The sequence below is a fragment of the Granulicella sp. WH15 genome (genome assembly GCF_009914315.1).
Taxonomy (GTDB): Bacteria; Acidobacteriota; Terriglobia; order Terriglobales; family Acidobacteriaceae; genus Edaphobacter.
The window spans coordinates 491203-514143 of record NZ_CP042596.1; the positions used below are offsets into that span (position 1 = coordinate 491203).

Genomic DNA, 22941 nt, shown 5'->3' on the forward strand with positions numbered 1-22941 from the left:
GCCTCTCTACTTCTGCTTTGACGGGGGCCTGGATGGGTTATCGGCGGTCGTGCCGGGCACCGTCACCGAGTAGTTGGACTCCATCGTGGGCTTCGCACTCGCAGGCAGGGGAGGAGCGTTCGAGTGTGAATGATCGGGGGCCGCAGCCAGGATCTTCGCACCCGGCCACTGGTAAGGCGCACGCGGAGCCAGCCCATAGCCCATCATGGGCGTGCGGGCAACGCGAGTGTAGTCATTGTCGAGCGAGACCCACGCCGTATCATCGCTCTTATTCTTGCCCGATAGCAGAGGGTTGGCGTTGGACAGCTCCACCTCATGCCCAAATGCATGGATGGTCAGGGTCGATCCGTGAAAAGCATTCTTCTGCGGCGTGGAGTTGGGGATGTGCTCGCGCGCAACGACCGCCGTACCGATGCCGGGCAGAAAGAAGTAGAGAAAGGGAACACTTTCCACGTCGTAGTTCACCCCCGCCTTCACCACCAGCCCATCGACCGTCAGCATTCCATCGCGGATCTCGACGGAGAGGGTCTGCTTCGGAATTCCATCGACGGGAGTCGTTTCTTCCGCGTTCGCGCCCTTTTTATTTGCAGGGGTTGCCGTGCTTCCGTTCGATTGCGCGAGGATAAGCGGGGTCACGGTACTGGGAAGGAGAAAGAACGCAAGAAGCACACGAGCAGGGAGCAGCATGGGATCACCGTCCTAAGATCTCCCCACCACAAGGAGTGATGATCGAACCGGCCAACCCAGGCAGGCAACAGAGGCGAAAAGGATGCTCCACAAGATGCGGCTGTACTGGCCGCACCGGGAGGATTGCATCCTATAGATAAGTCTAGATAAGTCAAAAGGGTGAAACAGGGGAGGGCTGCATGTGCGGAGTTGCGATCTATCGCAATCCCCACGACTCAATGGATGTGGCAATGTGTCCTGAAAGTTGCCTGCGAAAGAAATATTTACGAGACTGCCTCCTCCAGCCGCGCCGGCAGGATTCCCGATCATGTTCGGCCCCGCTTTTTTGGATTTTCCCTCCCCCGCACAGGGCTCCGCCGCCGTAACCTGTTAGTCGACATGAAGAAAAAAATCCGTCTCGGCATCCTCTTCGGCGGTCGCTCCGGCGAGCACGAAGTCTCGCTGCTCTCCGCCGCCTCCATCCTCAAGGCCATCGACCGCCGCAAGTACGAGGTCGTGCCCATCGGCATCACCAAGGACGGCCAGTGGCTCACCGGGGGCGAGGCCCAGCACCTGCTCTCGGGAGAGGCTGCTCCGACGGCACCGCAGCTCGTCTCGCCCGATGAGGACGACCCCGGCTTCGCCAGCGTCGCCGCCGTCCTGCGCAGCGGGGAGCCGATCAGCATCCCGCCGTCGGCCCCTGCCCCCGCCAGGCTGCATCTGAATGCCGCCGCCGACCTGGCTCTGGCCGAGAAGACCAGCGCGCTCGGCCTCGACCTCATCTTCCCCGTGCTGCACGGCACCTTCGGCGAAGACGGAACCATCCAGGGACTGCTCGAGGTCGCGGGCATCGCCTACGTTGGCTCGGGCGTGCTCGGCTCCGCCGCCGGTATGGACAAGGACGTGATGAAGCGGCTCTTCCGCTCGGCCGGGCTGCCGCAGACCCCGTGGGTCACGCTGCTGCGCTCGGAGTGGAAGTCCGACCCGCTCCGCTGCCGCAAGCTCATCGAAAAGTCGCTGGCCTACCCGCTCTTCGTCAAACCGGCCAATCTGGGCTCGTCGGTCGGCATCAGCAAGGTACACGACCGCAAGGAGCTGGCGACGGCGATGGACCTGGCCTCCCAGTACGACCGCAAGCTGGTCATCGAACAGGGCGTCGGCGGCCCCGGAGCCAAGCCCCGCGAGCTGGAGGTGGCCGTCCTCGGCAACGACGAGCCGGAGGCTTCGGTCATCGGCGAGATCGTCCCGAATCGGGAGTTTTACGACTACGACTCCAAATATGCGGACTCCGCCGAGCCTTCCATTCCGATCATCCCGGCCAAACTGAGCGCGAGCGAGCAGAAGCAGATCCGGACGCTCGCCGTCGCCGCCTTCAAGGCATGCGACGCCGCCGGGCTGGCCCGCGTGGACTTCCTGATGGAGCCTCCGCAGCGGGGGCGCAAACCGGCCATCTTCCTCAATGAGATCAATACGATGCCGGGATTCACCAGCATCTCCATGTACCCCAAGCTATGGCAGGCCAGCGGGCTGGGTTACCGCCAGCTTATCGACCGGCTGATCCAGCTCGCGCAGCAGCGCCAAGCCGAGAAGCTCAACACCAGCTTCCAGAAGATGTAATGCCTCTGGAAGAGAAAATAACTCCATCATTTGGAACGAAAACTATTGATTAGACAGCACCAGAGTCCAATAATGGACTCTGAACCCTGAACCCTGATTAGTGCACGATTCCCGTCCCGCTCCTGTTCGTTGAGCGGTAGAAGCGCGGAATACTGGTCGATTGCCGGTTCAAGCATGTCCGCACTCTGAGGATTTTCTGTGGATGCTTCCGTCTTACCCGAGATCTGCGCGCTTTTTATCTCGATCATTCTGTTTCAGCCCATCGTGGCGCGCGCAGGGCGGCACGCGAACACCTGGCTTGCCGGGTGGATCTTTCTGCTGCTCCATTATGTAGCGCACGTCTTCAGCGTGTCGCACGACCTGCGCGGCCGGGTCTTTGCCCTTGTCGGCATGATGTTCCTGCAGGCCGCCGCGCTCTGTTTTCTGCGCGCGGCAGGCAATGTCCACAAGGTGCGGGTCAACTGGCAGTTCACGGCCGCAGTCGGTATTCCGCTCATGGTCCAGGTGATTCTTCTGGTCCTCTCGCCCCACAGCTCGAAGCTGCACAACTCGCTGATACAGCGGTTTGTGGCGATCACCTTCCTGCTGCCGGCTCTGGCTCTGCTACGGGTGCGCCATCGCCCACGCCCGCTGACCGGCCTTGCGGCGGCGTTTGCGGTGGTGGGGGCGGTCGCGGCGTGTGCCCCTCATCCCAGCCCCGCAGTGGTCTTCAATGGGCTGCAGCTCATCATGTTTTCGAGCATTGCGGCGCTCTACCTCGCCTATCTCCCGCGCATTACGCGATCCTCCATCGTGGCGGTCGCCGGTCTCTTTGCCTGGGGAGCCACTTTCATGGTCGCCGAGCTGCTGGGATTCCTCTACCCGGCGCTGTCGCTTCACCACAAGCTGGTGGTGGTGCCGCAGTTCATCTTCGTGGCGGGCATCGTCTTCTCGTTCATCGAGGAGGTGGTCGTGCGGGCCGAGCACCTGGCGCAGCACGATCCGCTCACCGGCCTGCCCAACGCCCGGCTCTTTGAGCAGCGCGCCGCCGCCGCCATGAGCCAGGCGATTGCCACCAATATGCCGTTGGCCTTCCTGGTCATCGACGTGGACGAGTTCAAGCGGATCAACGATACTCTGGGGCACCACGCCGGAGACGAGCTATTGCGCGCGCTGGCGGTTCGGCTAAGCTGGCATATCGGCCCCGGAGACATGCTGGCGCGCACGGGCGGCGATGAGTTCACGGCGATCCTGGCCGGGGTCGCGGACGAGCATCACCTGAGCTTCATCGCGCGGGCGATGATGTCCGCCGCCAGCGTGCCCTTCGTCATCACGGACCAGACGGTGGACTGCCACATCAGCATCGGCATCGCGGTTGCGCCGCGGATCGCGGAGAACATCGTTCAACTGCGCGAGGCGGCGGACAAGGCGATGTACCATGCCAAACGCAACGGCGGCAGCCTGTTGGCCTTTGCCCGCGACGATGAGCGGATGGAGGTCGCGGGATAGGCAGCGTTCCTCGCCTTTCACGCGAAGCGTCCAGAACAGCACTAAGTTCCTGGCGCGAGGGCGCTTTTGCCGTTGCTGCTGAGGCAGACCGGACTTAATACCCGTTGGCCAGCAGATATTCCTCGGTCAACACGAACGTCTCCCCTGCCGACTGCCGTTCGGCATACTTGGCGAGCACATCGACCTCGATATTCAGCGGTGCACCCGGCGTCAGGGTATGCAGAGCCGTCGCGGCAAAGGTGTGGGGGATGATCGCAATCGTCACCACGTCGTCCGCGACCGCCGCCACCGTCAGCGAGATGCCCTCGACCGTAATCGACCCCTTGGCCACCACGTAGCGGCTCAGCTCCGCAGGGATGCGGAGCCGCAGCTTCCAGTCGGTCGTCGCCGGCTCGGCAGGATTCGCCGGTTCGAGCGCCAGCAGCTCTCCGGTGCCGTCGACGTGGCCCTGGACGACGTGCCCGCCCAGCGGAGAACCGGCGGGCGTGGGCAGCTCCAGGTTCACCACGGTCCCCGGAGCCAGTTTGCTCAGCGTGGTGCGGGCGATGGTCTCCTCGGCCAGATCGGCGGAGAAATGCGTCGAGGTGATATCGAGCGCGGTCAGGCAGACTCCCGAGACGGCCACGGAGTCGCCCGTATTGAGCTTCGGTGCGATTCCGGCGGAGGCGAGCGTGATCCTCATGGCGCCGCGTCCACGCTCCACAGATACGACGGTTCCGGTGGTCTCAATCAATCCAGTAAACATGCAACTAGTGTACTTCGGCGGGACTACGCCTCCCAGGGATCGTCCAGATATCCGGTCACGCAGGCATCGGTCCCGAACAGCGTCCTCTGTACCCGGCGCATACGCTGCTCCAGCAGAAACGGGCTGACGCCCCCTTCGGCGAACGGCACCGCGCCCTCGCCAAGCTCGGTCTCGGAGTAGAACAGCACGGCCTTCTGGATCAGCCCTTCCGCAAGAAATGCCCCATTGACGTGAGATCCAGCCTCCACCAGCACCGATAGAATCTGCCGCCGCGCCAGCTCCCCGAGCACCGCCGCAAGATCCAGCCGTCCCGTCGCAGAGCGCACCCGCAGCACCTCAACCCCGGCAGCCTCAAGCCCCGCGCCGCCCCGAGCCTGATCCCCACAAACCACCAGCACATCCCCCTGCGCCGAGCGCACCAGTTGCGACGACAGCGGAATCCGCAGCTCGCTATCGAGCACAACGCGCAGCAGAGGCCGCCGCCGTGGCCTTCCGGTGCGGTCGGTCAGGGCGGGATCGTCCGCCAGCACCGTCCCTATGCCGGTGATGAGTGCGTCCGAGCCGTGCCGCATCCGCTGCACCTCGGTCCGCGACTCCGGCCCCGTCAGCCAGTGCGGCGCAGACGTCTTCCGCTCGGCGGGCGGAGGTGCCAGATGGCCCTCCACCGAAAGCGCCGCCTTCAGCGTGCAGAACGGCCTGCCGTGCTGGATCGAGAAGGCGAAGGCGTCGTTCATCTCCCGCGCCGACTCTTGCAGCACGCCCACCAGCGTCTCGATACCCGCAGCCTGCAACCGGGCCAGCCCGCGCCCGCTCACCTGCGGATTGGGGTCGGCGGTCGCCACCACGCAGCGCGCGATTCCCGCCGCGATCAGCGCATCCGCGCACGGGCCGGTGCGTCCGTGGTGGCTGCACGGCTCCAGCGTCACGTAAGCCGTGGCCCCGCGCGCGGCGTCGCCCGCCTGCTTCAGTGCGACGATCTCGGCATGATCGCGCAACTCGTACACATGCGCGCCCTCGCCGATGAGCACGCCGTCCCGCACCAGCACGCAGCCCACCTGCGGGTTCGGCGAGGCCAAGCCCACGCTCGCCCGCGCCAGCGCCACCGCGCGCTCCATCCAGCGCATATCTTCTTCGCGTGTCGAAGGGGAGGCTATAGCGAACTCCGCGAGGTCAACCCCAGCCACAACGCCACTCCCAGGAACTCCACGCACAGGCTCCACTCCACGGCCAGCGCCGCCACAGAGTGGCCAGCCGACGCTGGTGCCGCAGCCGTCATCGCCACCAGCAGAACCACCAGCGCCACCATGCCAACCCGCCGCCCGACCACAGGCGTCAGCGCCTTTTGCACGGCTCGCTGCCGAGGCACCCGCGCCGCCACTCTGGTCGCGACTCGGGCCGCAAATCCGGCATCAATCGCGACCTCGGGCCGCTGCTCCAGCGCTGCGACGATTCTCCGGTCTAGCTGCCGGTCTGGCGCATCGGGTTGCATCGTCGTCTTCACGAAACCTTCTCGCATGGTGCTCTCCCTTCCTGCGCCCGCCACTGCTTCAGGCCCTCACGCAGCTTCTTGCGTCCCCGATGCAGGTGCGTCCTTACGGTTCCAATCGGCATCGCCAGCGCGACCGCAATCTGCTCATAACTGCGCTCCTCTTGATGGTAAAGCACCAGCACCGCCCGCTCCACCTGGCTCAGAAGCGCCAACTGCGCTTCCACCACCTGCTGAAACTCGCGATCCTCCATCTGCTCTTCGGCGTCGCGGCCGGAGTGAGGCAGCCGGTTCTCCCACTCCTGCACGTCGTCCGAGAGCGAGACCGTCTCCTGCCGCTCGCGCCGCCTGCGCTTCCACTCGTCCTGCGCTACGTTGACGGCGATGCGGTAGAGGTACGTGGTCACCAGTGCCTCGCCGCGAAACCCCGCCATTGCCCGATAGAAACGCAGGAAGACCTCCTGCGCCAGGTCGTCGAGGTGCTCGCGCGAGCCCGTCAACCGCAGCAGCGTGCGGAAGACCATCGCCTGATGCTCGCGCACAAGCTGCTCGAATTGATCGGATTGGTCCTTGGCGTCCAAGTCGGGTTAGACCTGCCTCTGGCCTCAAAGTTTCATCCTCGCCGGTGAAACTTTCAATCCCTCATCCGGTCTAACGCGGGCAGAAAGAAGAGGAGTCTCTCATGCACGCAGCCTTTTTCCTGAGTCCGTTCATCATTCCGCTCGGCGCGTTCGCGGTCGCCATCGTCGCCATTGTCGCCGGAATCATGTCGCAGGCCCACGCCAACCGGCTCCGCTCGCAGGACCGCATGGCACTGCTGGCCCGCGGAGTGCCCATCCCCGATATCGAACGCCTGCTCAAGAGGCAGGAAGAGGCGTTGCAGGCTCCCAAGAACCCGCTGCGCAGCCTCGGCAACGCACGCCGGGCAGCCGTGGTGCTGATCTCGGTGGGCATCGGCCTTATCGTCTTCTTCACCTCGCTGGCAGCCATTCTGCGCGTCAGGGAGATATTGACGGGGGCCGCCGCCGGCCTCATCCCGCTGGCCATCGGCCTGGGTTTCGTCGTCGATTACTGGATGCAGAGGCGTGAGTTCGAAAAGTTTTCCTCGGAGCTGTCTGAGGATCTTTAGTGGTCAACAAATGGTTTGGGGCCGGTGTGAAGAAAGCATACCTCGGGGGCTAAAGCCCGCATCGGCGGCTGTTTTTAATGTCGGGGCTAAAGCCCCGATCTACCCCAGAAGCAACAGCAACGGCAGAAGCAGATTCCTCCGCTTCGCTCCTGAATGACAACCAAAAGAACAAGCAACATCGTCCTCACGCCGGACGGGCGGCACTTCGTGCGGTTCTCGACGCTGCGCGTGCTTCTTTTTTCTCCGCGATAACTTTAGTCGATCAGCGAATTGATAAAGCTCTCCGAGTCGAACGGAATCAGATCCTCGATCTTCTCCCCCGTTCCCGCGTAAATGACCGGCAGCTTCAACTCGGTCGCAATCGCCAGCACGATCCCGCCCTTCGCCGTCCCATCCAGCTTGGTCAGCACAATCCCGGTCACCCGCGCCGCCTCGGTAAACAGCCGTGCCTGCTGCAATCCGTTCTGCCCCGTCGTCGCGTCCATCACCAGCAGCGTCTGGTGCGGCGCGCCGGGAACCAGCCGCTCCGCCGTCCGCCGCATCTTGTCCAGCTCCTTCATCAGGTCGGACTTCGTATGCAGACGCCCGGCCGTATCGACGATCAGCACATCCGTGCCCCGCGCCTTGGCCGCCGTACAAGCGTCATAAAGCGCCGCCGAGGGGTCGCCGCCCTGCTTGGTCTTGATGATCTGTACCCCCGACCGCTGCGCCCACACCTCGAGCTGCTCAATCGCCGCCGCGCGGAAGGTATCCGCCGCACACAGCAGCACCGAGCGGCCCTGCGCGGTAAAGTGCGCGGCCAGCTTGCCGGAGGTCGTCGTCTTACCCGTACCGTTCACCCCGACCATCATTACCACCTCGGGCGGCGTATCCGGGTGCCGGATCGGCTGGGCCACGCCGTCGAGGATCGCCCGCAGCTCGGTCTTCAGCAGAGCCTTCAGCTCCACGCCGCCCTCGATGCCTGTGCGCAGCGCCCGCTGGCGCAGGTTTTCAAGGATCAGCAGCGTCGTCGGCGTGCCGATATCGGCGGCCAGCAGCACCGGCTCAAGGCTCTGCAAGGTCGATTCATCGACCTCACGGGTCAGCGCCAGCACCTGCCCGATCGACTCCGAGAAGCTCTCGCGAGTCCGGGTCACGGCCTCGCGCATGCGGCTTAGAAAGCCGCGCGGCTGCTCCGTCTCCGGAGCTTTGTTCTCTGGCTCTGCGTCAGAACTATCGGAACTCTGGTTGCGCTTGAAGAAGTTGAAGGCCATACCAGTTCCAGTCTAACAACCAATCCCGCCTTACTCTTCCCGCCCCGGCCGCGACATCAGCTCACGGATCGCGTCCTTCGGGCTCTTGTCCCGATGCAGGATCGCGTCCATCTGCTCGGTGATCGGCATCTCCACCGCGTAACGCGCCGCCAGCCCCAGCGCCGCCGCCGTGCTCTTGACGCCCTCGGCGACCTTACCGTTCATCCCCGCCAGAATCTCCGGCAGCTTGCGTCCGCGCCCCAGCTCCACTCCTACCGAGCGGTTGCGCGAGAGCGCTCCCGTGCAGGTCAGCACCAGGTCGCCCATCCCGGCCAGCCCGGCCAGGGTCTGCCTGCGCCCGCCACAGGCCACGGCCAGCCGAGTAATCTCCGCGATGCCCCGCGTTATCAGCGCCGCTGCCGTATTCGAGCCCAGCCCCAGCCCGTGGATCACGCCCGACGACAGCGCGATCACGTTCTTTAGCGCGCCGCCCAGCTCCACGCCGGTCACGTCGTCGTTGGTGTACAGCCGTAGCGAGGGCGACGAAAAATCCTTCTGAATCCCCACCGCCAGCTTCGGGTCGTTCATCGCGATTACCACCGCCGTCGGCAGCCCGGCGGCCACCTCCTGCGCGAACGACGGCCCGCTCAGCACGCCCGCCGGATTATTCGTCAGCGCGGCGATCACCTGCGTCATGCGCAGATAGGTGTCGTTCTCGATGCCCTTGCTGGCCGAGACGATGATCTGGTTGCGCGTCAACAGCGGCGCAATCTCCATCAACATGCCGCGCAGGTGCTGCGCCGGAGTCACGCACAGCAGCACGTCGGCCTCGAAGATCGCGCCCGGCAGGTCGGAGGTCACCTCGACGTCCATCGGCACGGTGTACCCCGGCAGATAGGTCAGGTTCTCGCCGGTCTCGCGCATCTGCTCGGCCAGCGTCTCGGAGTGCGACCACAGGATCAGCTCGTGGCCTCCGCGGCGAGCCAGCGAGATCGTCAGCGCGGTGCCCCAGGCACCGGCTCCCAGCACGGCAATGCGGCTCATGATGCCACGGCCTTTCCAGAGCCGAAGCGGCTCTCGGTGCCCGCCAGTAGACGGCGGATGTTCTGGTGATGTTTCACCACGATGAGGAGGGGGATGAACAGGAAGCCCGCGATGGCGATCGGTGTTCGCACCGGGACCAGGAAGTAGGCAAAGACGGGCAGCGCGCAGGCCGCCAGGATCGACGCCAGCGAGACGTACTTCGTCAGCAGAAAGATGACCAGGAAGACCCCTAACGCGCAAAGGGTGGTCAGCGGCGTCAGCGCCAGAAAGACCCCCAGCCCGCTGGCCACGCCCTTGCCGCCGCGAAAGCCGAGCCACACCGGAAAGCAGTGCCCGAGGATAGCCGCGACCCCGGCCGCCACGGCCAGGTCGTAGTTGCCATGCCCCATCCGTAGCGCGATCATCACGGCCAGGTATGCCTTCAGCAGGTCGAGGAGCAGCGTCGCCAGCCCCAGCCCCTTGGCTCCGGAGCGCGCCACGTTGGTCGCGCCGATGTTGCCGCTGCCGCTCGCCCGGATATCCTCATGCCGAAACACCCGCACCAGCAGGTAGCCGAACGGGATCGAGCCCAGCAGATAAGCAATCGCGAGAGGGAGAAGCCAGGAGGTCATAGGCCAGAGAGTCCAAAGGGTTCGAGAGTCATAAACAGCTTCATGATCTTAGCAAGAGACAGATAAGGCAGGCGTGATTGCGGTCAGGATGAGCGATTCCAGCAGGAAAACCGTCTTCTGGCCCGCCACCCAAGGATCGGCTGTTGCCGTTGATTGCTCCTGCATCTGCCGTTGCCTGTTTTTTGTTTGCCGTTGCTTGTTTTCTTGGTTGTCATTCAGGAGCGAAGCGGAGGAATCTGCTTCTGCTTTTGTCCTTGCTGTTGTTTCTGGGGTAGGTCCGGGCTTAGCCCGGACATTCAAAACCCACCACCAACGCGGGCTTTAGCCCCGAGGTATGCTTTCTTCAACTCCTCCCGCTATTGAGACGCAACTGCAAAAACGCCCTAACGCCGAGCGGGCGGCACTTCGTGCAGCCCTGGACGCTTCGCGTGAAAAGCAAAGCTCTCAAGGTTCCCTTTTTATCCCCGTTTCGCCTTGCTCTTCGCCCAGCGGAGGAACGACTACAGCAGCCGCCTTCTTACCCGCTCCAGCGCATGTTGCGTCGACCACCACCGCACCCGCTCCCGGTCGTTCGCCCCCAGATTCAGCTCCTTCACTTCGGTCCCCAGCTCGTCGGCAATCGCCAGATAAACCAGCCCGGCAGGCTTGCCCGCATCCAGACCTTCACCCGGCCCCGGCCCGGCGACGCCCGTAATCCCCACACCAATCGAAGCTCCCGTACGCTCCCGAATCCCCTCCGCCAGCGCCCGCGACACCGCCTCCGAGACCGTCCCTTCGCGCTCCAGCAGCTCCTCGGGAACCCCCGCGAAGGTCGTCTTCAGCTCCGGTGCGTACACCACCGCCCCGCCCAGAAAGTAGCGCGAGCTGCCCGCCACGCTCGTCAGCCGCTGCGCCAACATGCCTCCGGTGCAGCTCTCGGCGGCGGCCAGGGTCATGTTGCGCATCCCCAGCATCAGCAGCACGACCTCCTCCAGCGTCTCGCCGTGCGACGAGAAGACGTCCTCGTCCATCTCGTGCTCCACCCGGCTCACCACCTCGTCCACCCGCTCCTGCGCCTCGGCCAGCGTGGCCTTCGAGCACTCAAAATGGAGCTGAATCTCCCCCGAATGAGCCAGAATCGTCGTCTCCACGTCCGGGTACTGGGTATAAATCGGAGCCGTTCGCGAGTCCACCGTGGATTCCGGCATCAGCGCCATCTTCACCTGTCGCCGGGCGATGAACCGTGCGGGCAGCCTGCTCGCCAGACGCGGCCGAACCTGCTCGGTAAACATCAGCTTCAGCTCCTTCGGCGGCCCCGGCAGCAGGATTATCACCCGCTCCTTGCCCTCGTAGGCGGTAAAGAGCATCTGCCCCGGCGCGCTGCCGTTGCCGTTCGGCAGAATCTCCGCGCCGTCCAATACGTCGGCCTGCTTCACGTTGTTCGGAGTCATCGCGATCCGCCGCTCGGCAAACCGCTTGTACAGTCCGGTCAAAATCGCCGGATCGGCCAGCAGCTCGATGCCCAGCGCCCCGGCCGCCGCTTCGCGGGTCATGTCGTCCTCGGTAGGCCCCAGGCCGCCCGAGAAGATCACCACATCCGCCCGCGCCAGCGCATTGCGAGCCGCGCCGGTCAGGTGCTCCAGGCTATCGCCCACAATCGTCTTGAAGCCCACCGTGATGCCGAGATCGTTCAAGCCTTCGGTCAGGTAAAGCGAGTTCGTATCTACCCGGAACGGCGTCAGCATCTCTGACCCGACCGCAATAATCTCCGCAATCATAAGTTCCTAAGTCTTGAATCCTGATTTTTACTAAGCATTGAGAATCGGTATTTTTACTAAGCATTTATAGGATGCGCTTCCGCTCCCAAAACCGGCAAACAATTTGCACCAGGAAATCCGCACGCCCCCTGTACACTCACATCCAGCCGCGCCCCCAATGTTATGAATGCCTTGAACAACTCCACCCTCGTGTTCTTCGTCGCGCTGGTCCTGCTTCTTGCCGCCACGAGAGCGGGCATGTTCCTTCGCCGCCGCCAGGACGCTGGGGAAAACCTCCACTCCGACCTCGGAGTCATCACCTCATCTTCGCTCGCGATCCTCGGCCTCATCATCGGCTTTAGCTTCTCGATGGCGATCTCCCGCTACGACCAACGCAAGGACCTCGAACAGGCGGAAGCCAACGCCATCGGCACCGAGTACCTGCGCGCCGAGCTTCTCCCCGTCGGCGACGCCGACCGCATCAAGCCCCTGCTCCTCCAGTACATCGACCTCCGCATCTCCTTCTACACTGCCCCTTCGCTCGAGTTAGCCCACCAGCAGCTCGACAAGCCCACGGACCAGGTGGAGGAGAAGCTCTGGTCTGTCATCCGGGCCGCTGCCGCTTCGACTCCCACCCCCATCACCTCGCTCGCCGTAGCCGGGATGAACGACGTATTCAGCTCGCAGGACTCCACCCTGGCCGGACGGTATAACCGCATCCCGCTCGCGGCCTGGGCGCTGCTGGCGACCATCGCCCTCTGCTCCGCCATGCTCGTCGGCTATGGAGCCAACCGCCCGTCGTCCAAGCTCTTCCTCGTGCTGCCGCTGCTCATCTCCATCTCGTGCTTCCTCATCGCCGACATCGAAAGCCCACGCGGCGGCATCATCCGCATCTACCCGCAGAGCCTGCAAAGGCTCTCCCAGACGCTACGCGGCCAATAAGTCCTTGTTCCTGCCGTTGCCTGCTCTTTTGGTTTTGCCGTTGTTTGTTCTTTTGGTTGTCATTCAGGAGCGAAGCGAAGGAATCTGCTTCTGCCCTTGTTCTTGCTTTTGCTGTTGCTGTTGTTTCTGGGGTAGGTCGGGGCTTTAGCCCCGACATTAAAACTCGCCACCAATGCGGGCTTTAGCCCCGAGGTATGCTTTCTTCAAAAACTGCAAAGACGTCCTGCCGGACGGGCCTCCTGCGCGGAGGGCGGTCACTTCGTGACGCGTATACCTTGTCTCGATGACTCAAAAGGCATCGGCCCTCCCGCTGGTCGGGATCAACCCTCTACAAAACCACCCAATACGCAGAATCCCGCGTAACCACCGCCGCCGTCCCATCCGGCAACAGCCCCAGCCCCACCAGATCATTCCCCGCCAGAGCTATCGAAGCCTCCCCCTCCGGCGTAATCCGCACAATCCCGCGCTCCCCCTGCCACGAGGCCGCCACCAGCAGATCCCCCGCCGCATCGAACGCCATCCCCTGCGCACGCCCCAGCCCCCGGAAGAAGACCGTTGCATTGCCATCGCGGTCGATCGCATGAATCGCCTGATTCGAAGAGGTAGTCGGCCCGGTCACGAACAGCGTTCCCGCCGCATTGAACGCCAGATGGTATGCCGCCATCGAAGGCTCCAGCGTGGCAAAGACAAACGTCTCCTGCGGCAATCCGGCCTCGTTATCCTCAAACAGCCCCAGGTTTTCCACATGAGCCGCTGGACGAATCTTGAAGATCGTCCCCGACCGGTCGCCGACGTACAGCGCCCCCTCGCGGTCGAACGCGATCCCCGTCGCCACGCCCAGCCCCTCGGCAAAGGTCGAGGTCTCGCCATCGGGAGTCACCCGGTAGACCGTCCCCTCAGCCCGCGAGCTTACGTAAAGGTAGCCATCCGGCCCAAACGCCATCCCCGTCGGGTTCAGAATCTCCCGCACAAACGGCCTCATCTCGAACCCGCCCTCGGCGTCCCGGCTTAGCCGAAAGACCGACACCGGCGTCTGCTGCCCACGCGAGCCGGAGAGCGTGACGTACACATTGCCCGCCCGGTCCACGGCGGGATTCGCCACTGGATGCAGGCTCCCGGACATCGCCACCCCGACGCTCACCCGCAGCCCATTCGACCGCCCCGCCCCGTTGGTGACGACGATCTCCCCCGGCCCCGCGCCCTCGGGCACTCTCACGGTCAGTCGAGTCGGTCTGCTCAGCGTCACCGTGGCCGCAACCCCGGCGATCTCTGCCCGGATCGGCGCCTCCAGCCCTGTCCCCACCACATGAATCTCTCCACCCGGCATCGCCGCCGCCGGGTACACCCTCGTCAACTTCGGTACAGTGCTCATACTCATCTGGCACGAGACTAAGCCGCCGCCCGCCCCGGCGCAACCCGCCCTATCGCCACAACAGGATCAGGTGCCCTACCCCGAGCGCCAGCAGCCCTGCGGCCACGTCGTCCAGCATGATGCCCACGCCGCCGTGCAGCCTCTCCAGATTTCTGACCGGCGGTGGCTTCGTGATATCGAACAGCCGAAACAGCAGCAGCCCCACCAGCGCATGAGGCCAGTCCGCCGGAATCGCGATCAGCGCGAACAACTGCCCGGCGACCTCGTCGATCACCACATGCCCCGGATCATCCCGGCCCGACTCCCTGGCCACAATCGTAGCCGCCGGAATCCCCACAGCCGTGGCCACCAGAGCCGCCGCGAGCGTCCACCACGCCGCATGGATGGGTTGCCACAGGTGCATCGCCCCAAACCACAACAGCGCCGCCGCGACGGACCCGTACGTCCCCGGCCCGGGCTTCATCAGCCCTGCCCCGAAGAACGTCCCCACCGCCCAGGCCCACAGGGTCTTCTTGCCGCCCAGCGCCCGCACATCCATCGGAACCTGACGCGCCACGCTAGTCCTCGTCCGTTCTGGTCTTATGCTGCCGATCCCGCAGCCCTTCCAGCTCATCGAGCAGGTCGGGGTCGTGGATCGGCGACGAGATGACGTACCCGCCCGAGGCCCACTTGCCCAGGTCGATCACCCGGCAACGTTCGCTGCAAAACGGAAAGTCCGGATCGGTCGCAAGAACGACCTTCCGGCATATCGGACAAAAGAGCGCTTTCGGTGCTTGACTCATGGCATAACCTTCTCTTCAATGATACCGCTGAGCCGCTCCTCGCACGCCGTCAGCATCACCTCTCGCAGGTCGATCTGGCGATAGAGCTTCGCCTGCAAACGCTGCGCCAGCGCCGCTTCCACCTCCACCAGAGCTTGAATCACGATCACCTCCGCCGTCTGCGTGAAGACCAGCGAGCGGACGTTCAGGCTCTGCTGATCGAAGAGCTGCATCACCCGCGAGAGGACGCGCGGACGGGCTGCGGCGGTGAGCTGAAACTTCCATTCCATAAGCTGATTCCTTGTATTTGAGGGCTGTCTTGCGGACAAAGAGAAGAGCCGCCATCGTTAGCGATGGCGGCTCCGGAGTTCACAACGCGAAGGTTGGACTCTACGGAGCGCCACAGCTAATAATCGAGGTAATTCGAATCGCACCAATCCGCAGAGCCGAGCGGCTCTGGGTTGCCATAAGACATACTGTGCAGGCGCGATTCATCGTTGGTCCGATCTTACCCCAGAATCCTTGCCACTACATCGTAGTCATGGGCCTCGGTGATCTCGGCCCGGTAGAACGTGCCCGGCACCAGCTCCTCGTGCGGCCCAAAGTCGTTGATGAAGACCTTGCCGTCGATCTCCGGCGCGTGTAGCGAGGTCCGTCCCTCCCACAGCAGGTCCGTCTCCTCGCTCGGACCTTCGACCAGCAGGTCGATCTCCCGGCCCACCCACTCGGCCTTCGCCGCGGTCGAGATCTTCTGTTGCAGCTTCATCAGCTTGCGCCGCCGCGCCTGGATCGTCCGGTTCGGCACCTTGGTCTCATCCGGCAGCTCGAAGGCGCGCGCACCCTCTTCGTCCGAGTACGTGAACACGCCCAGCCAGTCGATCTTCGCGGCCTTCACGAACTCCTCGAGCAGCTTGTAATCGGCCTCGGTCTCGCCGGGGAAGCCGACGATAAAGCTCGTCCGGATCACCACGTTCGGCACCGTCGCCCGCGCCTTCGCGATCAGCTCCAGGAAGATATCCGCGTTGCCGCCGCGCTTCATCGTCTTCAACACGGAAGGGCTCGCGTGCTGCAACGGCACGTCCAGATACTTGGCGATGGTGTCGTGCTTTGCCATCGTCTCCAGCAGCCGCGTCGTCACCTTGTTCGGGTACGTGTACAGGAACCGCAGCCAGCGCAGCCCCGGCAGCACGGCCAGCGCATCGAGCAACTGCGCCAACCCGTCCTTCAGGCCTAAATCTTCGCCGTAGCAGGTCGTATCCTGCCCGATCAGCGTAATCTCCCGCACGCCCTGCGCGATCAGGTTCTGCGCCTCGGCGATGATCGAACCCATCCGCCGCGACCGGAACTTGCCGCGTAGCTGCGGGATGATGCAGAAGCTGCAAGGGTGGTCGCAGCCCTCGGCGATCTTGATGTAGGCCGAGGCCCGCGGCGTTGTCAGGATGCGCGGCGTGGCGTCGTTGTACAGGTACTCCGGCAGCGCGGCGGTCGCGCCGTCCCAGCCTTCGCGCGAGAACCGTCCCTGCTGCTGGCGCAGATCGCCCTCGGGGCGCGAGGTCGTTACATGATTGCCCTCGTGCGCCAGAGCCTCGTCGCCGTGCGTGGTGCCGGTCTCGGCCAGGGACTGCACAATCCGAAGCTGCGGTGCGATCTCCTGATCCGCCTCGGGATCGGCCAGCGGCCGCGAGTGCTGCGAGACCGCCGAAGCCGCCCGGCTCACCAGTTGCTGGGTGTGGACATTCTGCCCGGACTCACGCGCCACGGAAGTCTCGTTGACCAGCGCATCTGGTAGCAACGAAAGGTCTTCCTGCGTGTGAGCGGCAATCTGAGGCTGTTGAAAATCCTGTGGAAGAATCTGAAAAGGCGAGTTCTTCGTGTGCCCGGAGGGCGTCAGCCCAGCCGCCGCCAGAATCGCCTCCAACTCGCCCGTGCCGACGACCGCATCGACCTCTGGGATGTTCTTCTGAATCTCGTCGCGGTAGCGTTCGACCAGGCACCCGGCCACGATCACCCGCTTGGCGCGGCCCTCGGTCTTGTGCTGCACCATCTCGAGGATGGTGTTCACCGACTCCTGCTTGGCCGAGTCGATGAAGCTGCACGTATTGATGACGATAATCTCGGCGTCCTCGGCCCTGGGGGTCAGCTCGGCGCCGTTGTGGTGCAGCAACCCCATCATCACTTCGGAGTCAACCAGGTTTTTGGGGCAGCCCAGCGAAACAAACCCAACCTTGGGCTTGGCGGTTGCTACCACCACATCGTCAATAAGCAAAGAAGAAGACACACTTCAGTTTAGTGCACTTCGTGCCGTTTTCGGGGAGGTAAGGGGGAATTATCCGCATGGGGCCTCCCGATGGTCGGGTACTTCGTACGGTTCTCGGGGTGGTATGGGCGGGATGATCGTCTGAGGGCCTCCCGCTGGGCGGCAGCGAACAGCCGTCGTTCCTGCCGTTGCCTGTTCTTTTGTTCGCCCTTGTTCTTGTCGTTGCTTGTTCTCTTGGTTGTCATTCAGGAGCGAAGCGGAGGAATCTGCTTCTGTTGTTGCTGTTGCCCTTAGCGCTGAAGGCGCGTTCTATACCAGCCTAGGGCGAAGCCCTAGGTAATCGCATGAGTAGAGAGATGAGGGCTGAAGGCCCGACCTATCCCCGCCACAAACCTGTCCTGCCGGACGGGCCTCCTGCGCGGAGGGCGGGCGTTCACACGCCTTTTTACTGCTTCGCGTGGTCCTCCCGCTGGTCGGAAAGAAAGATTCTCGCTTTAGGTATTGGACGGATCTTTCCGATGCCGCCTGAGCGCATCCAGATGAATCACCAGCGCCACCGCCGCGCCCGCCATCGTCGCATACGCCCGCCTCTCCGCGATCACCGGCCCCGGCAACTGGTTGAGCGACAGCAAAAACACAATATACGAGGTCAAAAACAGCGAAAACAGCCCATAGTTCACCGAACTGGTAGCAAACGCGCAGAACGCGAAGAACGCCGCCAATATCGCCAATACCAACGGGTCGGGATGAATATGCACCAGAAAAAACGTCGACAGCACCGCCCCGGCCAGCGTCCCCGCCACCCGCATCGCGCCCCGCACCAGCGTCTCGAAGAACGCGGGCTTCTGCACCAGCAGCGCCGTCATCGGAATCCAGTACCCCGACTGCACCCCGCGCCAGCGATACAGCTCCGACGCCAGCCCCACCGTCACGGCCATTCGCACCGCAAAGGTCACGCTGGCCGCTCGCGTTAGGTGCGGCAGGGCCTTCGGCAGCCCGCGCAGACGGCGCAGCACCCGCGCCGTCCCCAGATGGTGCCGCACCTGCCCCACCCCGGCATAGCCTACCTGCGGCAGCACCGCCAGATCGTGCCGCAGCTCCGGCAGTATCCGCAAAAACAGACTGGTCAGGCCAATCTGCAACGCGCCGCCCGCCAGCGTCAGCAGAGCCCGCTGCATCGCGTGGTAGGCATCGGCGGGGAAGGCCGAGGTGACCAGCAGCACCACTGCCGCCTGCTGCCCGACCCACGAGATCCCCGCGGCCTGCGCGGTCAGCAGCCCGTAGACGAATGCGTAGATCGTGGCGGCAATCTCCAGCCCAAAGCCCGTGTGCCCGGCCAGCATCCCGATGAACGTGGAGACCGCCATGGCCAGCGTGGCGAAGATCATCGGCATCAGCCGCGAGTCGGAGATGCGCTGGTTCAGCCCGAAGCCGATCGTCATCGCGCCGCCGCCCGCGATCAGCCCGGCCGAGGGGTGACCCACCAGCACCCCGCCAACCAGCGCGATCACCACCGGCACGCTCGTAATCAGAGCCGTGTGCAGCGTCAGCGCGCACCAGTCGAAGGTGTACAGGTCGGCGAAGAAGGGACTGTGCGGGGCCTTGGCCTCAGTCACGCCGGACGGATTGGAGATCACCTCAGCCACTCACCCCTTATGATGTAACAGCAAAAGCGTCCTCACGCCGGACGGGCGGTACTTCGTACCGTTCTCGACGCTTCGCGTAGAAGCAGCGTCATTTCGCCAGTAGCTTCTGATAGAGAGCAATCGTCTGATCCGCAATCGCTCCCCACCCAAACTTCTCCTCCACCCGCTTCCGCCCGGCCTCACCCATCTTCTTCGCCAGCTCCGGGTCCGCCAGCAAAGCCGCAATCGGCCCCGCAAGATCCTTCGCAAACCGCGCCGGATCGGCCGGAAACGTCGTCACGGGATCGGCCTCCCACGGCACCAGATACCCTGTCTCCCCCTCGACCACCACCTCCAGAATCCCGCCCGTAGCCGAAGCCACCACCGGGGCCTTACAGGCCATCGCTTCGAGGTTGATGATCCCGAATGGCTCGTACACCGACGGGCAGCAGAAGACCGCGCAGTGCGAGTACAGCTCAATCGCATCCGCCTTGGTCACCATGTCTTCGATCCAGAAGATGTTGGGGTTCTGCCTCCGCGCCGCGGCCACCTTCTCCCGCATCTCGACGGCGATCTCGGGCGTATCCGCCGCGCCCGCGCACAGCACCACCTGCGTCCCCGCGGGCAGATACTGAATCGCCTCGACCAGATGCGTCACGCCCTTCTGCCTCGTAATCCGCCCCACGAACAGCACGTAGGGCTTGGCCGGATCGATCCCGTATTTCACCAGAGCATCGGTCGCATCGGTCTGCCGATACTGGTCGAGGTCGATGCCGTTGTAGATCACATGCACCTTCGCCGGGTCTACCTCGGGATAAGCCTTCAGCACATCGGCCTTGGTGCCGTTCGAGACCGCGATCACCGCGTCCGCATCGAGGATCGCGGTGCGCTCCATCCAGCTCGACATCGCATACCCAGACCCCAACTGCTCGGCCTTCCACGCCCGCAAAGGCTCCAGCGAATGCGTCGTCAGCACAAACGGAACGCCATACAGCTTCTTGGCCAGAAACCCTGCCATCGAGACGTACCACGTATGCGTATGCACCAGGTCGATCCTGCCCAGCTCTTTCATCTGCGAAAGATTCAGCGCCAGCGCATCGACCGCAGCCTTGAACTTTTCCTTCGTATCGCCGGAGATCTCGGGAGGTGGCTCCAGCCCACGCACATGCAGGTTACCCGCGTCGCTCTCCTGCGTGCCCCAGCAGTGCACCTCTACTTCGATCTTCTTCGCCAGCTCCCGCGAAAGATACTCGACGTGCACGCCCGCCCCGCCGTACACCTGCGGCGGATACTCCCGCGTCATCAAACCAATCCGCATTGCTCTCTCCTATGCCAGCCCATTTCTCGCAATCACAGCCTTATAAAACTCCGCACTCAGCTTTGGAGTTCGCTTCTGCGTCCTGAAGTCCACATGCGTGATGCCGAACCGGCGGTCATACCCATCGGCCCACTCGTAGTTATCGAGCAGGCTCCATAGGAAGTACCCCTTCACCGGCACGCCCTCGCTTACCGCCCGGTGCAACTGCGTCAGGTAGTTCCGCAGGTACATCACCCGGTCGGTATCCAGAACCTGCCCCTGGTTGTTCACCACGTCGCTTGCCGAGCAGCCGTTCTCGGTGATGTACATCTCTTTGACGCCCCACAGCGTATGCGTATGTTTCGGCACCCAGTAGAGCGACTCCGGCCCCACGTGCAGCCAGTCCGAAAGCATATGCGGATACGACGCGGGCCACTCCACCATCTCGTATCCCTTGGGCGAGCTGGACGCCCGCACCCAGTGCGGCCCATAGACGTTCAGCCCCACAAAGTCCAGCGGTGAGCCGATGGTCTTCAGCTCCTCATCGGTAAACTTCGGCGCATCCGCTCCCAGCCCGCGCAGGTACTGCTCGGTGTACTTGCCCTCCATGATGACGGTCAGGAACTTGGCGTTCTCCTCGCGAAACGCCCGCGACGCTGCTTCGAGATGTTCCCGCGTCTCGATCACCGGGCAGATCGCGGCCGGATTATCGGCGAGCCCGATCTTCGTCCCCGGCTTCGCGTTGGCGCGGATCGCCTGCACCGCCAGCCCATGCCCCAGCACGGCATGGTGAGCCACCTGCGCGTGCCTGCCCCGATCCAGCCGCAACCCCGGCGCGTGCCTCCCTTCGCGGTAGCCGATATCGACAAAGCTGCTCAGCTCGTTCACGGTCATGAACTGCTTTGCGCGATCCGAAAGGTGCTTCGCCACAACCCCGGCATACTCGCCAAAGGCCTTCGCGGTGTCCTTGTTCTGCCAGCCGCCCTTGTCCTCGAGCGCCTGCGGCAGATCCCAGTGATACAGCGTGCAGTAGGGCTGAATCCCCGCCGCCAGCAACGCATCGATCATGCGGTCGTAAAAATCGAAGCCCTTCGGATTGGCCGCACCAGTTCCGGTCGGAAAGATCCTCGACCACGAGATCGAGAAGCGGAAGCCCTTCAGCCCCAGCTCCTTCATCAATGCGATGTCATCGAGGTAGCGATGATAAAAGTCGTCGGCGATGTCGCCCGTATCGCCGTTATGCGTCTTACCCGGCATGTGCGAGAAGGTGTCCCAGATTGAAGGCCCACGCCCATCCTCGCGCACCGCACCCTCCACCTGATAGGAGGCCGTAGCCGAGCCCCAGACGAAGCCCTCGGGAAACCGTCCGCCCGCCAGGTCAGAGCCGGTCGGCGGCGCACTTCCAAGTGCATGGAGGGGCAGGGAAGCGGCACTCGCGCTCAGGCCCAGCAGGCGCGCAAAGGATCGTCGAGAGAAGCGTGCGTTCATCATGAATCACTCCGGAGGCCGGCATCACCCGGCCTCCGGATTGTATCTCGTGCGTGCAATGGCTAGATCACTTTGAGCAGCAGCAGGATCAGCACAATCGTAAGAATCAGCGACAGACTGCCGCCACCGTAGTACCCCAGGCCGGGGCCCATCCTGTAGCCGCCCAGGCCGAAGACCAGGATCAAGACAATCAGCAGAATCAGCATCGTGTCACCTCTGGAGGGTGAGATGCAGGGTTGGAGGAAATAGGTCAACTCTAGGGTAGCTTTGCCGCTGCGGCCACCGGGTCCCACTTGTCTTTCCCGGCCAGGAACGCCTTCGGCATAAACTTCTTCACCTCAGCCGGAGTCAGCTTGTGCGCCCAGTCCGACCGCTGCGCCAGCATCTCCGGTGTCGCGCCCGGCCCGGTCGATCCGGCCTCGCCGTACCACGCCGTCGTCTCGCTCTCGCGCTTGGCCCACTTGGTGAAGCCCAGCGGATTCAGGTCCGCAGGCAGCTCGGTGTTGATGAACACGGTTCGCGCGAACGCCCGCCAGGGCCGCCCCAGCGTAATCACGGGCGACTTGCCCGGAGCCGAGTGGTCCAACCCGCTGGTCACCTTCGAGTTCAGCACCACGTAGCCGGTCGTCTCCTCTGCCCGCGTGCGCGACTGCGCCGTCAGCGCCCCCGGCCCGTTCGAGTGCAGCTCGCAGCGGTCGAAGACGGCGGTGGCGTCGCCGAAGATGAAGTCCACTCCGCCCTCGATGTAACTGTCCACGTAGTACTGGCGGCCGTAGTCGGCAAAGAGCGTGTCCTGATGGCCCAGCAGCCGAACGTGCTTGAAGACCGCCTTGTCGGCCCGCACCGCGACGGCCACGGCCTGCCCGGTGTTGCCCGCCGTGTTCTCGATGGTCAGGTTCACCGCCGCGAAGCCCTCGCCGTTGATCTCGGCGGTCTCGGTAAAGAACGTGCCGCCCGCTACCTTCGCGTTCAGCGAGTTGGTGATGACGACGTCCTCGGGCTTCTCGCCCTTGCCTACCAGGGTCACGTTCCAGTGGTTCTGGGTCACGATGATCCGCTCGTGATAGGTGCCCGGCTCGATCTCCAAATACACCCGCCCGCCCGGTCCGGGGAAGGGATGATGGTCGAGCGCGTTCTGGATCGTCGGAAACTCGTTGGCCCCATCGACGACGGCCTTGACTCCGTGCGAGACCCGCACGTGTACATCCTGTCCATAGCCCGCGGCAGAGGCCGCAAACCCGATCACCAGCAAAGTGGTCCGTCCAATCAAGCGCATGACGCAAGCCTATCGCCCACCCGCGACAACTGACAACTACGAGGCACCTCGTGCGGTCCTCAATGCGGAATGGGCGGGATGATCTCCTGAGGGCCTTCCACCGGTAGGCAGCGAGCCGCCGCTGTTCTTGCCGTTGCTTGCGCCTTTGCCTTTGCTGTTGCCTGTTCTC

General features: G+C 63.8%; 24 protein-coding genes. 4 read left to right on the plus strand and 20 right to left on the minus strand.

Annotated elements, in window-relative coordinates:
* Nucleotides 1-6: 6 nt before the first annotated feature.
* Nucleotides 7-636 carry a hypothetical protein gene (locus FTO74_RS02120; RefSeq protein ID WP_162536663.1) on the minus strand — a complete coding sequence of 210 codons (630 nt, stop codon included), beginning with the start codon at nt 634-636 and terminating at the stop codon, nt 7-9.
* A 429-nt stretch (nt 637-1065) separates the two neighbouring features.
* Between FTO74_RS02120 and FTO74_RS02125 the strand changes: the two genes are divergently transcribed.
* Together FTO74_RS02125 and FTO74_RS02130 are read left to right on the plus strand one after the other, a co-directional pair.
* On the plus strand, nt 1066-2283 hold the full coding sequence (locus tag FTO74_RS02125; RefSeq protein WP_162536664.1) for a D-alanine--D-alanine ligase family protein: 1218 nt from the start codon (nt 1066-1068) through the stop codon (nt 2281-2283).
* A 198-nt stretch (nt 2284-2481) separates the two neighbouring features.
* A complete protein-coding gene (locus FTO74_RS02130; RefSeq protein ID WP_162536665.1) occupies nt 2482-3771 on the plus strand; it encodes a GGDEF domain-containing protein in 1290 nt (429 codons plus the stop codon).
* A 94-nt stretch (nt 3772-3865) separates the two neighbouring features.
* Here the strand turns inward: FTO74_RS02130 and FTO74_RS02135 are convergent, their stop codons facing one another.
* Genes FTO74_RS02135 through FTO74_RS02150 form a run of 4 tightly spaced genes read right to left on the minus strand, consistent with a single transcriptional unit; the run spans nt 3866 to nt 6583 of the window.
* Entirely contained in the window at nt 3866-4516 is a 651-nt protein-coding gene (locus FTO74_RS02135) for a riboflavin synthase (protein ID WP_162536666.1), read from the minus strand.
* A 23-nt stretch (nt 4517-4539) separates the two neighbouring features.
* Nucleotides 4540-5700 (minus strand): bifunctional diaminohydroxyphosphoribosylaminopyrimidine deaminase/5-amino-6-(5-phosphoribosylamino)uracil reductase RibD, encoded by a 1161-nt coding sequence (ribD, locus tag FTO74_RS02140; RefSeq protein ID WP_255462452.1) that lies wholly within the window; start codon nt 5698-5700, stop codon nt 4540-4542.
* Nucleotides 5667-6032: a hypothetical protein gene (locus FTO74_RS02145; RefSeq protein ID WP_162536667.1), complete on the minus strand. Its 366-nt coding sequence runs from the start codon at nt 6030-6032 to the stop codon at nt 5667-5669. The genes ribD and FTO74_RS02145 overlap by 34 nt, the downstream gene beginning before the upstream one ends.
* Nucleotides 6014-6583, minus strand: a complete 570-nt coding sequence (locus FTO74_RS02150) for a sigma-70 family RNA polymerase sigma factor (RefSeq protein WP_255462453.1) — start codon at nt 6581-6583, stop codon at nt 6014-6016. The genes FTO74_RS02145 and FTO74_RS02150 overlap by 19 nt, the downstream gene beginning before the upstream one ends.
* Nucleotides 6584-6684: 101 nt before the next feature.
* Between FTO74_RS02150 and FTO74_RS02155 the strand changes: the two genes are divergently transcribed.
* On the plus strand, nt 6685-7131 hold the full coding sequence (locus FTO74_RS02155) for a DUF6249 domain-containing protein (RefSeq protein WP_162536668.1): 447 nt from the start codon (nt 6685-6687) through the stop codon (nt 7129-7131).
* 254 nt (nt 7132-7385) lie between these two features.
* Here FTO74_RS02155 and ftsY read toward each other — a convergent pair whose 3' ends face one another.
* The 5 genes from ftsY to FTO74_RS02180 form a co-directional block, all read right to left on the minus strand.
* Nucleotides 7386-8384, minus strand: a complete 999-nt coding sequence (gene ftsY, locus FTO74_RS02160; RefSeq protein WP_162536669.1) for a signal recognition particle-docking protein FtsY — start codon at nt 8382-8384, stop codon at nt 7386-7388.
* A 30-nt stretch (nt 8385-8414) separates the two neighbouring features.
* Nucleotides 8415-9407 (minus strand): NAD(P)H-dependent glycerol-3-phosphate dehydrogenase, encoded by a 993-nt coding sequence (locus FTO74_RS02165; protein WP_162536670.1) that lies wholly within the window; start codon nt 9405-9407, stop codon nt 8415-8417.
* Nucleotides 9404-10018: a glycerol-3-phosphate 1-O-acyltransferase PlsY gene (plsY, locus tag FTO74_RS02170; RefSeq protein ID WP_162536671.1), complete on the minus strand. Its 615-nt coding sequence runs from the start codon at nt 10016-10018 to the stop codon at nt 9404-9406. The genes FTO74_RS02165 and plsY overlap by 4 nt, the downstream gene beginning before the upstream one ends.
* A gap of 48 nt (nt 10019-10066) precedes the next feature.
* Nucleotides 10067-10318, minus strand: a complete 252-nt coding sequence (locus FTO74_RS02175; RefSeq protein ID WP_162536672.1) for a hypothetical protein — start codon at nt 10316-10318, stop codon at nt 10067-10069.
* Nucleotides 10319-10518: 200 nt separating this feature from the next.
* Complete coding sequence (locus FTO74_RS02180) at nt 10519-11775, minus strand: competence/damage-inducible protein A (protein ID WP_162536673.1); 1257 nt, start codon at nt 11773-11775, stop codon at nt 10519-10521.
* 171 nt (nt 11776-11946) lie between these two features.
* Between FTO74_RS02180 and FTO74_RS02185 the strand changes: the two genes are divergently transcribed.
* Entirely contained in the window at nt 11947-12696 is a 750-nt protein-coding gene (locus FTO74_RS02185) for a hypothetical protein (RefSeq protein WP_220399061.1), read from the plus strand.
* A gap of 328 nt (nt 12697-13024) precedes the next feature.
* On the opposite strand, the gene FTO74_RS02190 is transcribed toward FTO74_RS02185, so the two are convergent.
* The 10 genes from FTO74_RS02190 to FTO74_RS02235 all read right to left on the minus strand — a co-directional run bounded on the left by FTO74_RS02190 (nt 13025) and on the right by FTO74_RS02235 (nt 22772).
* Entirely contained in the window at nt 13025-14074 is a 1050-nt protein-coding gene (locus FTO74_RS02190; RefSeq protein WP_174242205.1) for an IPT/TIG domain-containing protein, read from the minus strand.
* 43 nt (nt 14075-14117) lie between these two features.
* Nucleotides 14118-14606 (minus strand): phosphatidylglycerophosphatase A, encoded by a 489-nt coding sequence (locus tag FTO74_RS02195; RefSeq protein ID WP_162539651.1) that lies wholly within the window; start codon nt 14604-14606, stop codon nt 14118-14120.
* A gap of 19 nt (nt 14607-14625) precedes the next feature.
* On the minus strand, nt 14626-14850 hold the full coding sequence (yacG, locus tag FTO74_RS02200; protein WP_162536675.1) for a DNA gyrase inhibitor YacG: 225 nt from the start codon (nt 14848-14850) through the stop codon (nt 14626-14628).
* Nucleotides 14847-15119, minus strand: coding sequence for a hypothetical protein (locus FTO74_RS02205; RefSeq protein WP_162536676.1), 273 nt, complete (start codon nt 15117-15119; stop codon nt 14847-14849). The genes yacG and FTO74_RS02205 overlap by 4 nt, the downstream gene beginning before the upstream one ends.
* A gap of 218 nt (nt 15120-15337) precedes the next feature.
* A complete protein-coding gene (gene rimO / locus FTO74_RS02210; protein ID WP_162536677.1) occupies nt 15338-17107 on the minus strand; it encodes a 30S ribosomal protein S12 methylthiotransferase RimO in 1770 nt (589 codons plus the stop codon).
* A gap of 473 nt (nt 17108-17580) precedes the next feature.
* Entirely contained in the window at nt 17581-18732 is a 1152-nt protein-coding gene (locus FTO74_RS02215; RefSeq protein WP_162536678.1) for an FUSC family protein, read from the minus strand.
* Nucleotides 18733-18820: 88 nt separating this feature from the next.
* Nucleotides 18821-20029 (minus strand): glycogen synthase, encoded by a 1209-nt coding sequence (gene glgA / locus FTO74_RS02220; protein ID WP_162536679.1) that lies wholly within the window; start codon nt 20027-20029, stop codon nt 18821-18823.
* 9 nt (nt 20030-20038) lie between these two features.
* The gene (locus FTO74_RS02225; protein ID WP_345933917.1) at nt 20039-21499 is read right to left on the minus strand and encodes a GH1 family beta-glucosidase; all 1461 of its coding nucleotides are present in this window, start codon (nt 21497-21499) and stop codon (nt 20039-20041) included.
* A gap of 59 nt (nt 21500-21558) precedes the next feature.
* Nucleotides 21559-21702 (minus strand): DUF3309 family protein, encoded by a 144-nt coding sequence (locus FTO74_RS02230; RefSeq protein WP_162536680.1) that lies wholly within the window; start codon nt 21700-21702, stop codon nt 21559-21561.
* Between the two features lie 50 nt (nt 21703-21752).
* Entirely contained in the window at nt 21753-22772 is a 1020-nt protein-coding gene (locus tag FTO74_RS02235) for a pectinesterase family protein (protein WP_162536681.1), read from the minus strand.
* Nucleotides 22773-22941: the final 169 nt, after the last annotated feature.

Bases quoted from the DNA above. Each gene is read 5' to 3' on its own strand.
- FTO74_RS02125 (WP_162536664.1), top strand. From the start codon at position 1,066: ATGAAGAAAAAAATCCGTCTCGGCATCCTCTTCGGCGGTCGCTCCGGC.
- FTO74_RS02135 (WP_162536666.1), bottom strand. From the start codon at position 4,516: ATGTTTACTGGATTGATTGAGACCACCGGAACCGTCGTATCTGTGGAG.
- FTO74_RS02145 (WP_162536667.1), bottom strand. From the start codon at position 6,032: ATGCGAGAAGGTTTCGTGAAGACGACGATGCAACCCGATGCGCCAGAC.
- FTO74_RS02155 (WP_162536668.1), top strand. From the start codon at position 6,685: ATGCACGCAGCCTTTTTCCTGAGTCCGTTCATCATTCCGCTCGGCGCG.
- ftsY (WP_162536669.1), bottom strand. From the start codon at position 8,384: ATGGCCTTCAACTTCTTCAAGCGCAACCAGAGTTCCGATAGTTCTGAC.
- FTO74_RS02165 (WP_162536670.1), bottom strand. From the start codon at position 9,407: ATGAGCCGCATTGCCGTGCTGGGAGCCGGTGCCTGGGGCACCGCGCTG.
- plsY (WP_162536671.1), bottom strand. From the start codon at position 10,018: ATGACCTCCTGGCTTCTCCCTCTCGCGATTGCTTATCTGCTGGGCTCG.
- FTO74_RS02180 (WP_162536673.1), bottom strand. From the start codon at position 11,775: ATGATTGCGGAGATTATTGCGGTCGGGTCAGAGATGCTGACGCCGTTC.
- FTO74_RS02190 (WP_174242205.1), bottom strand. From the start codon at position 14,074: ATGAGTATGAGCACTGTACCGAAGTTGACGAGGGTGTACCCGGCGGCG.
- FTO74_RS02195 (WP_162539651.1), bottom strand. From the start codon at position 14,606: ATGGATGTGCGGGCGCTGGGCGGCAAGAAGACCCTGTGGGCCTGGGCG.
- yacG (WP_162536675.1), bottom strand. From the start codon at position 14,850: ATGAGTCAAGCACCGAAAGCGCTCTTTTGTCCGATATGCCGGAAGGTC.
- FTO74_RS02205 (WP_162536676.1), bottom strand. From the start codon at position 15,119: ATGGAATGGAAGTTTCAGCTCACCGCCGCAGCCCGTCCGCGCGTCCTC.
- glgA (WP_162536679.1), bottom strand. From the start codon at position 20,029: ATGCGGATTGGTTTGATGACGCGGGAGTATCCGCCGCAGGTGTACGGC.
- FTO74_RS02225 (WP_345933917.1), bottom strand. From the start codon at position 21,499: ATGATGAACGCACGCTTCTCTCGACGATCCTTTGCGCGCCTGCTGGGC.
- FTO74_RS02230 (WP_162536680.1), bottom strand. From the start codon at position 21,702: ATGCTGATTCTGCTGATTGTCTTGATCCTGGTCTTCGGCCTGGGCGGC.
- FTO74_RS02235 (WP_162536681.1), bottom strand. From the start codon at position 22,772: ATGCGCTTGATTGGACGGACCACTTTGCTGGTGATCGGGTTTGCGGCC.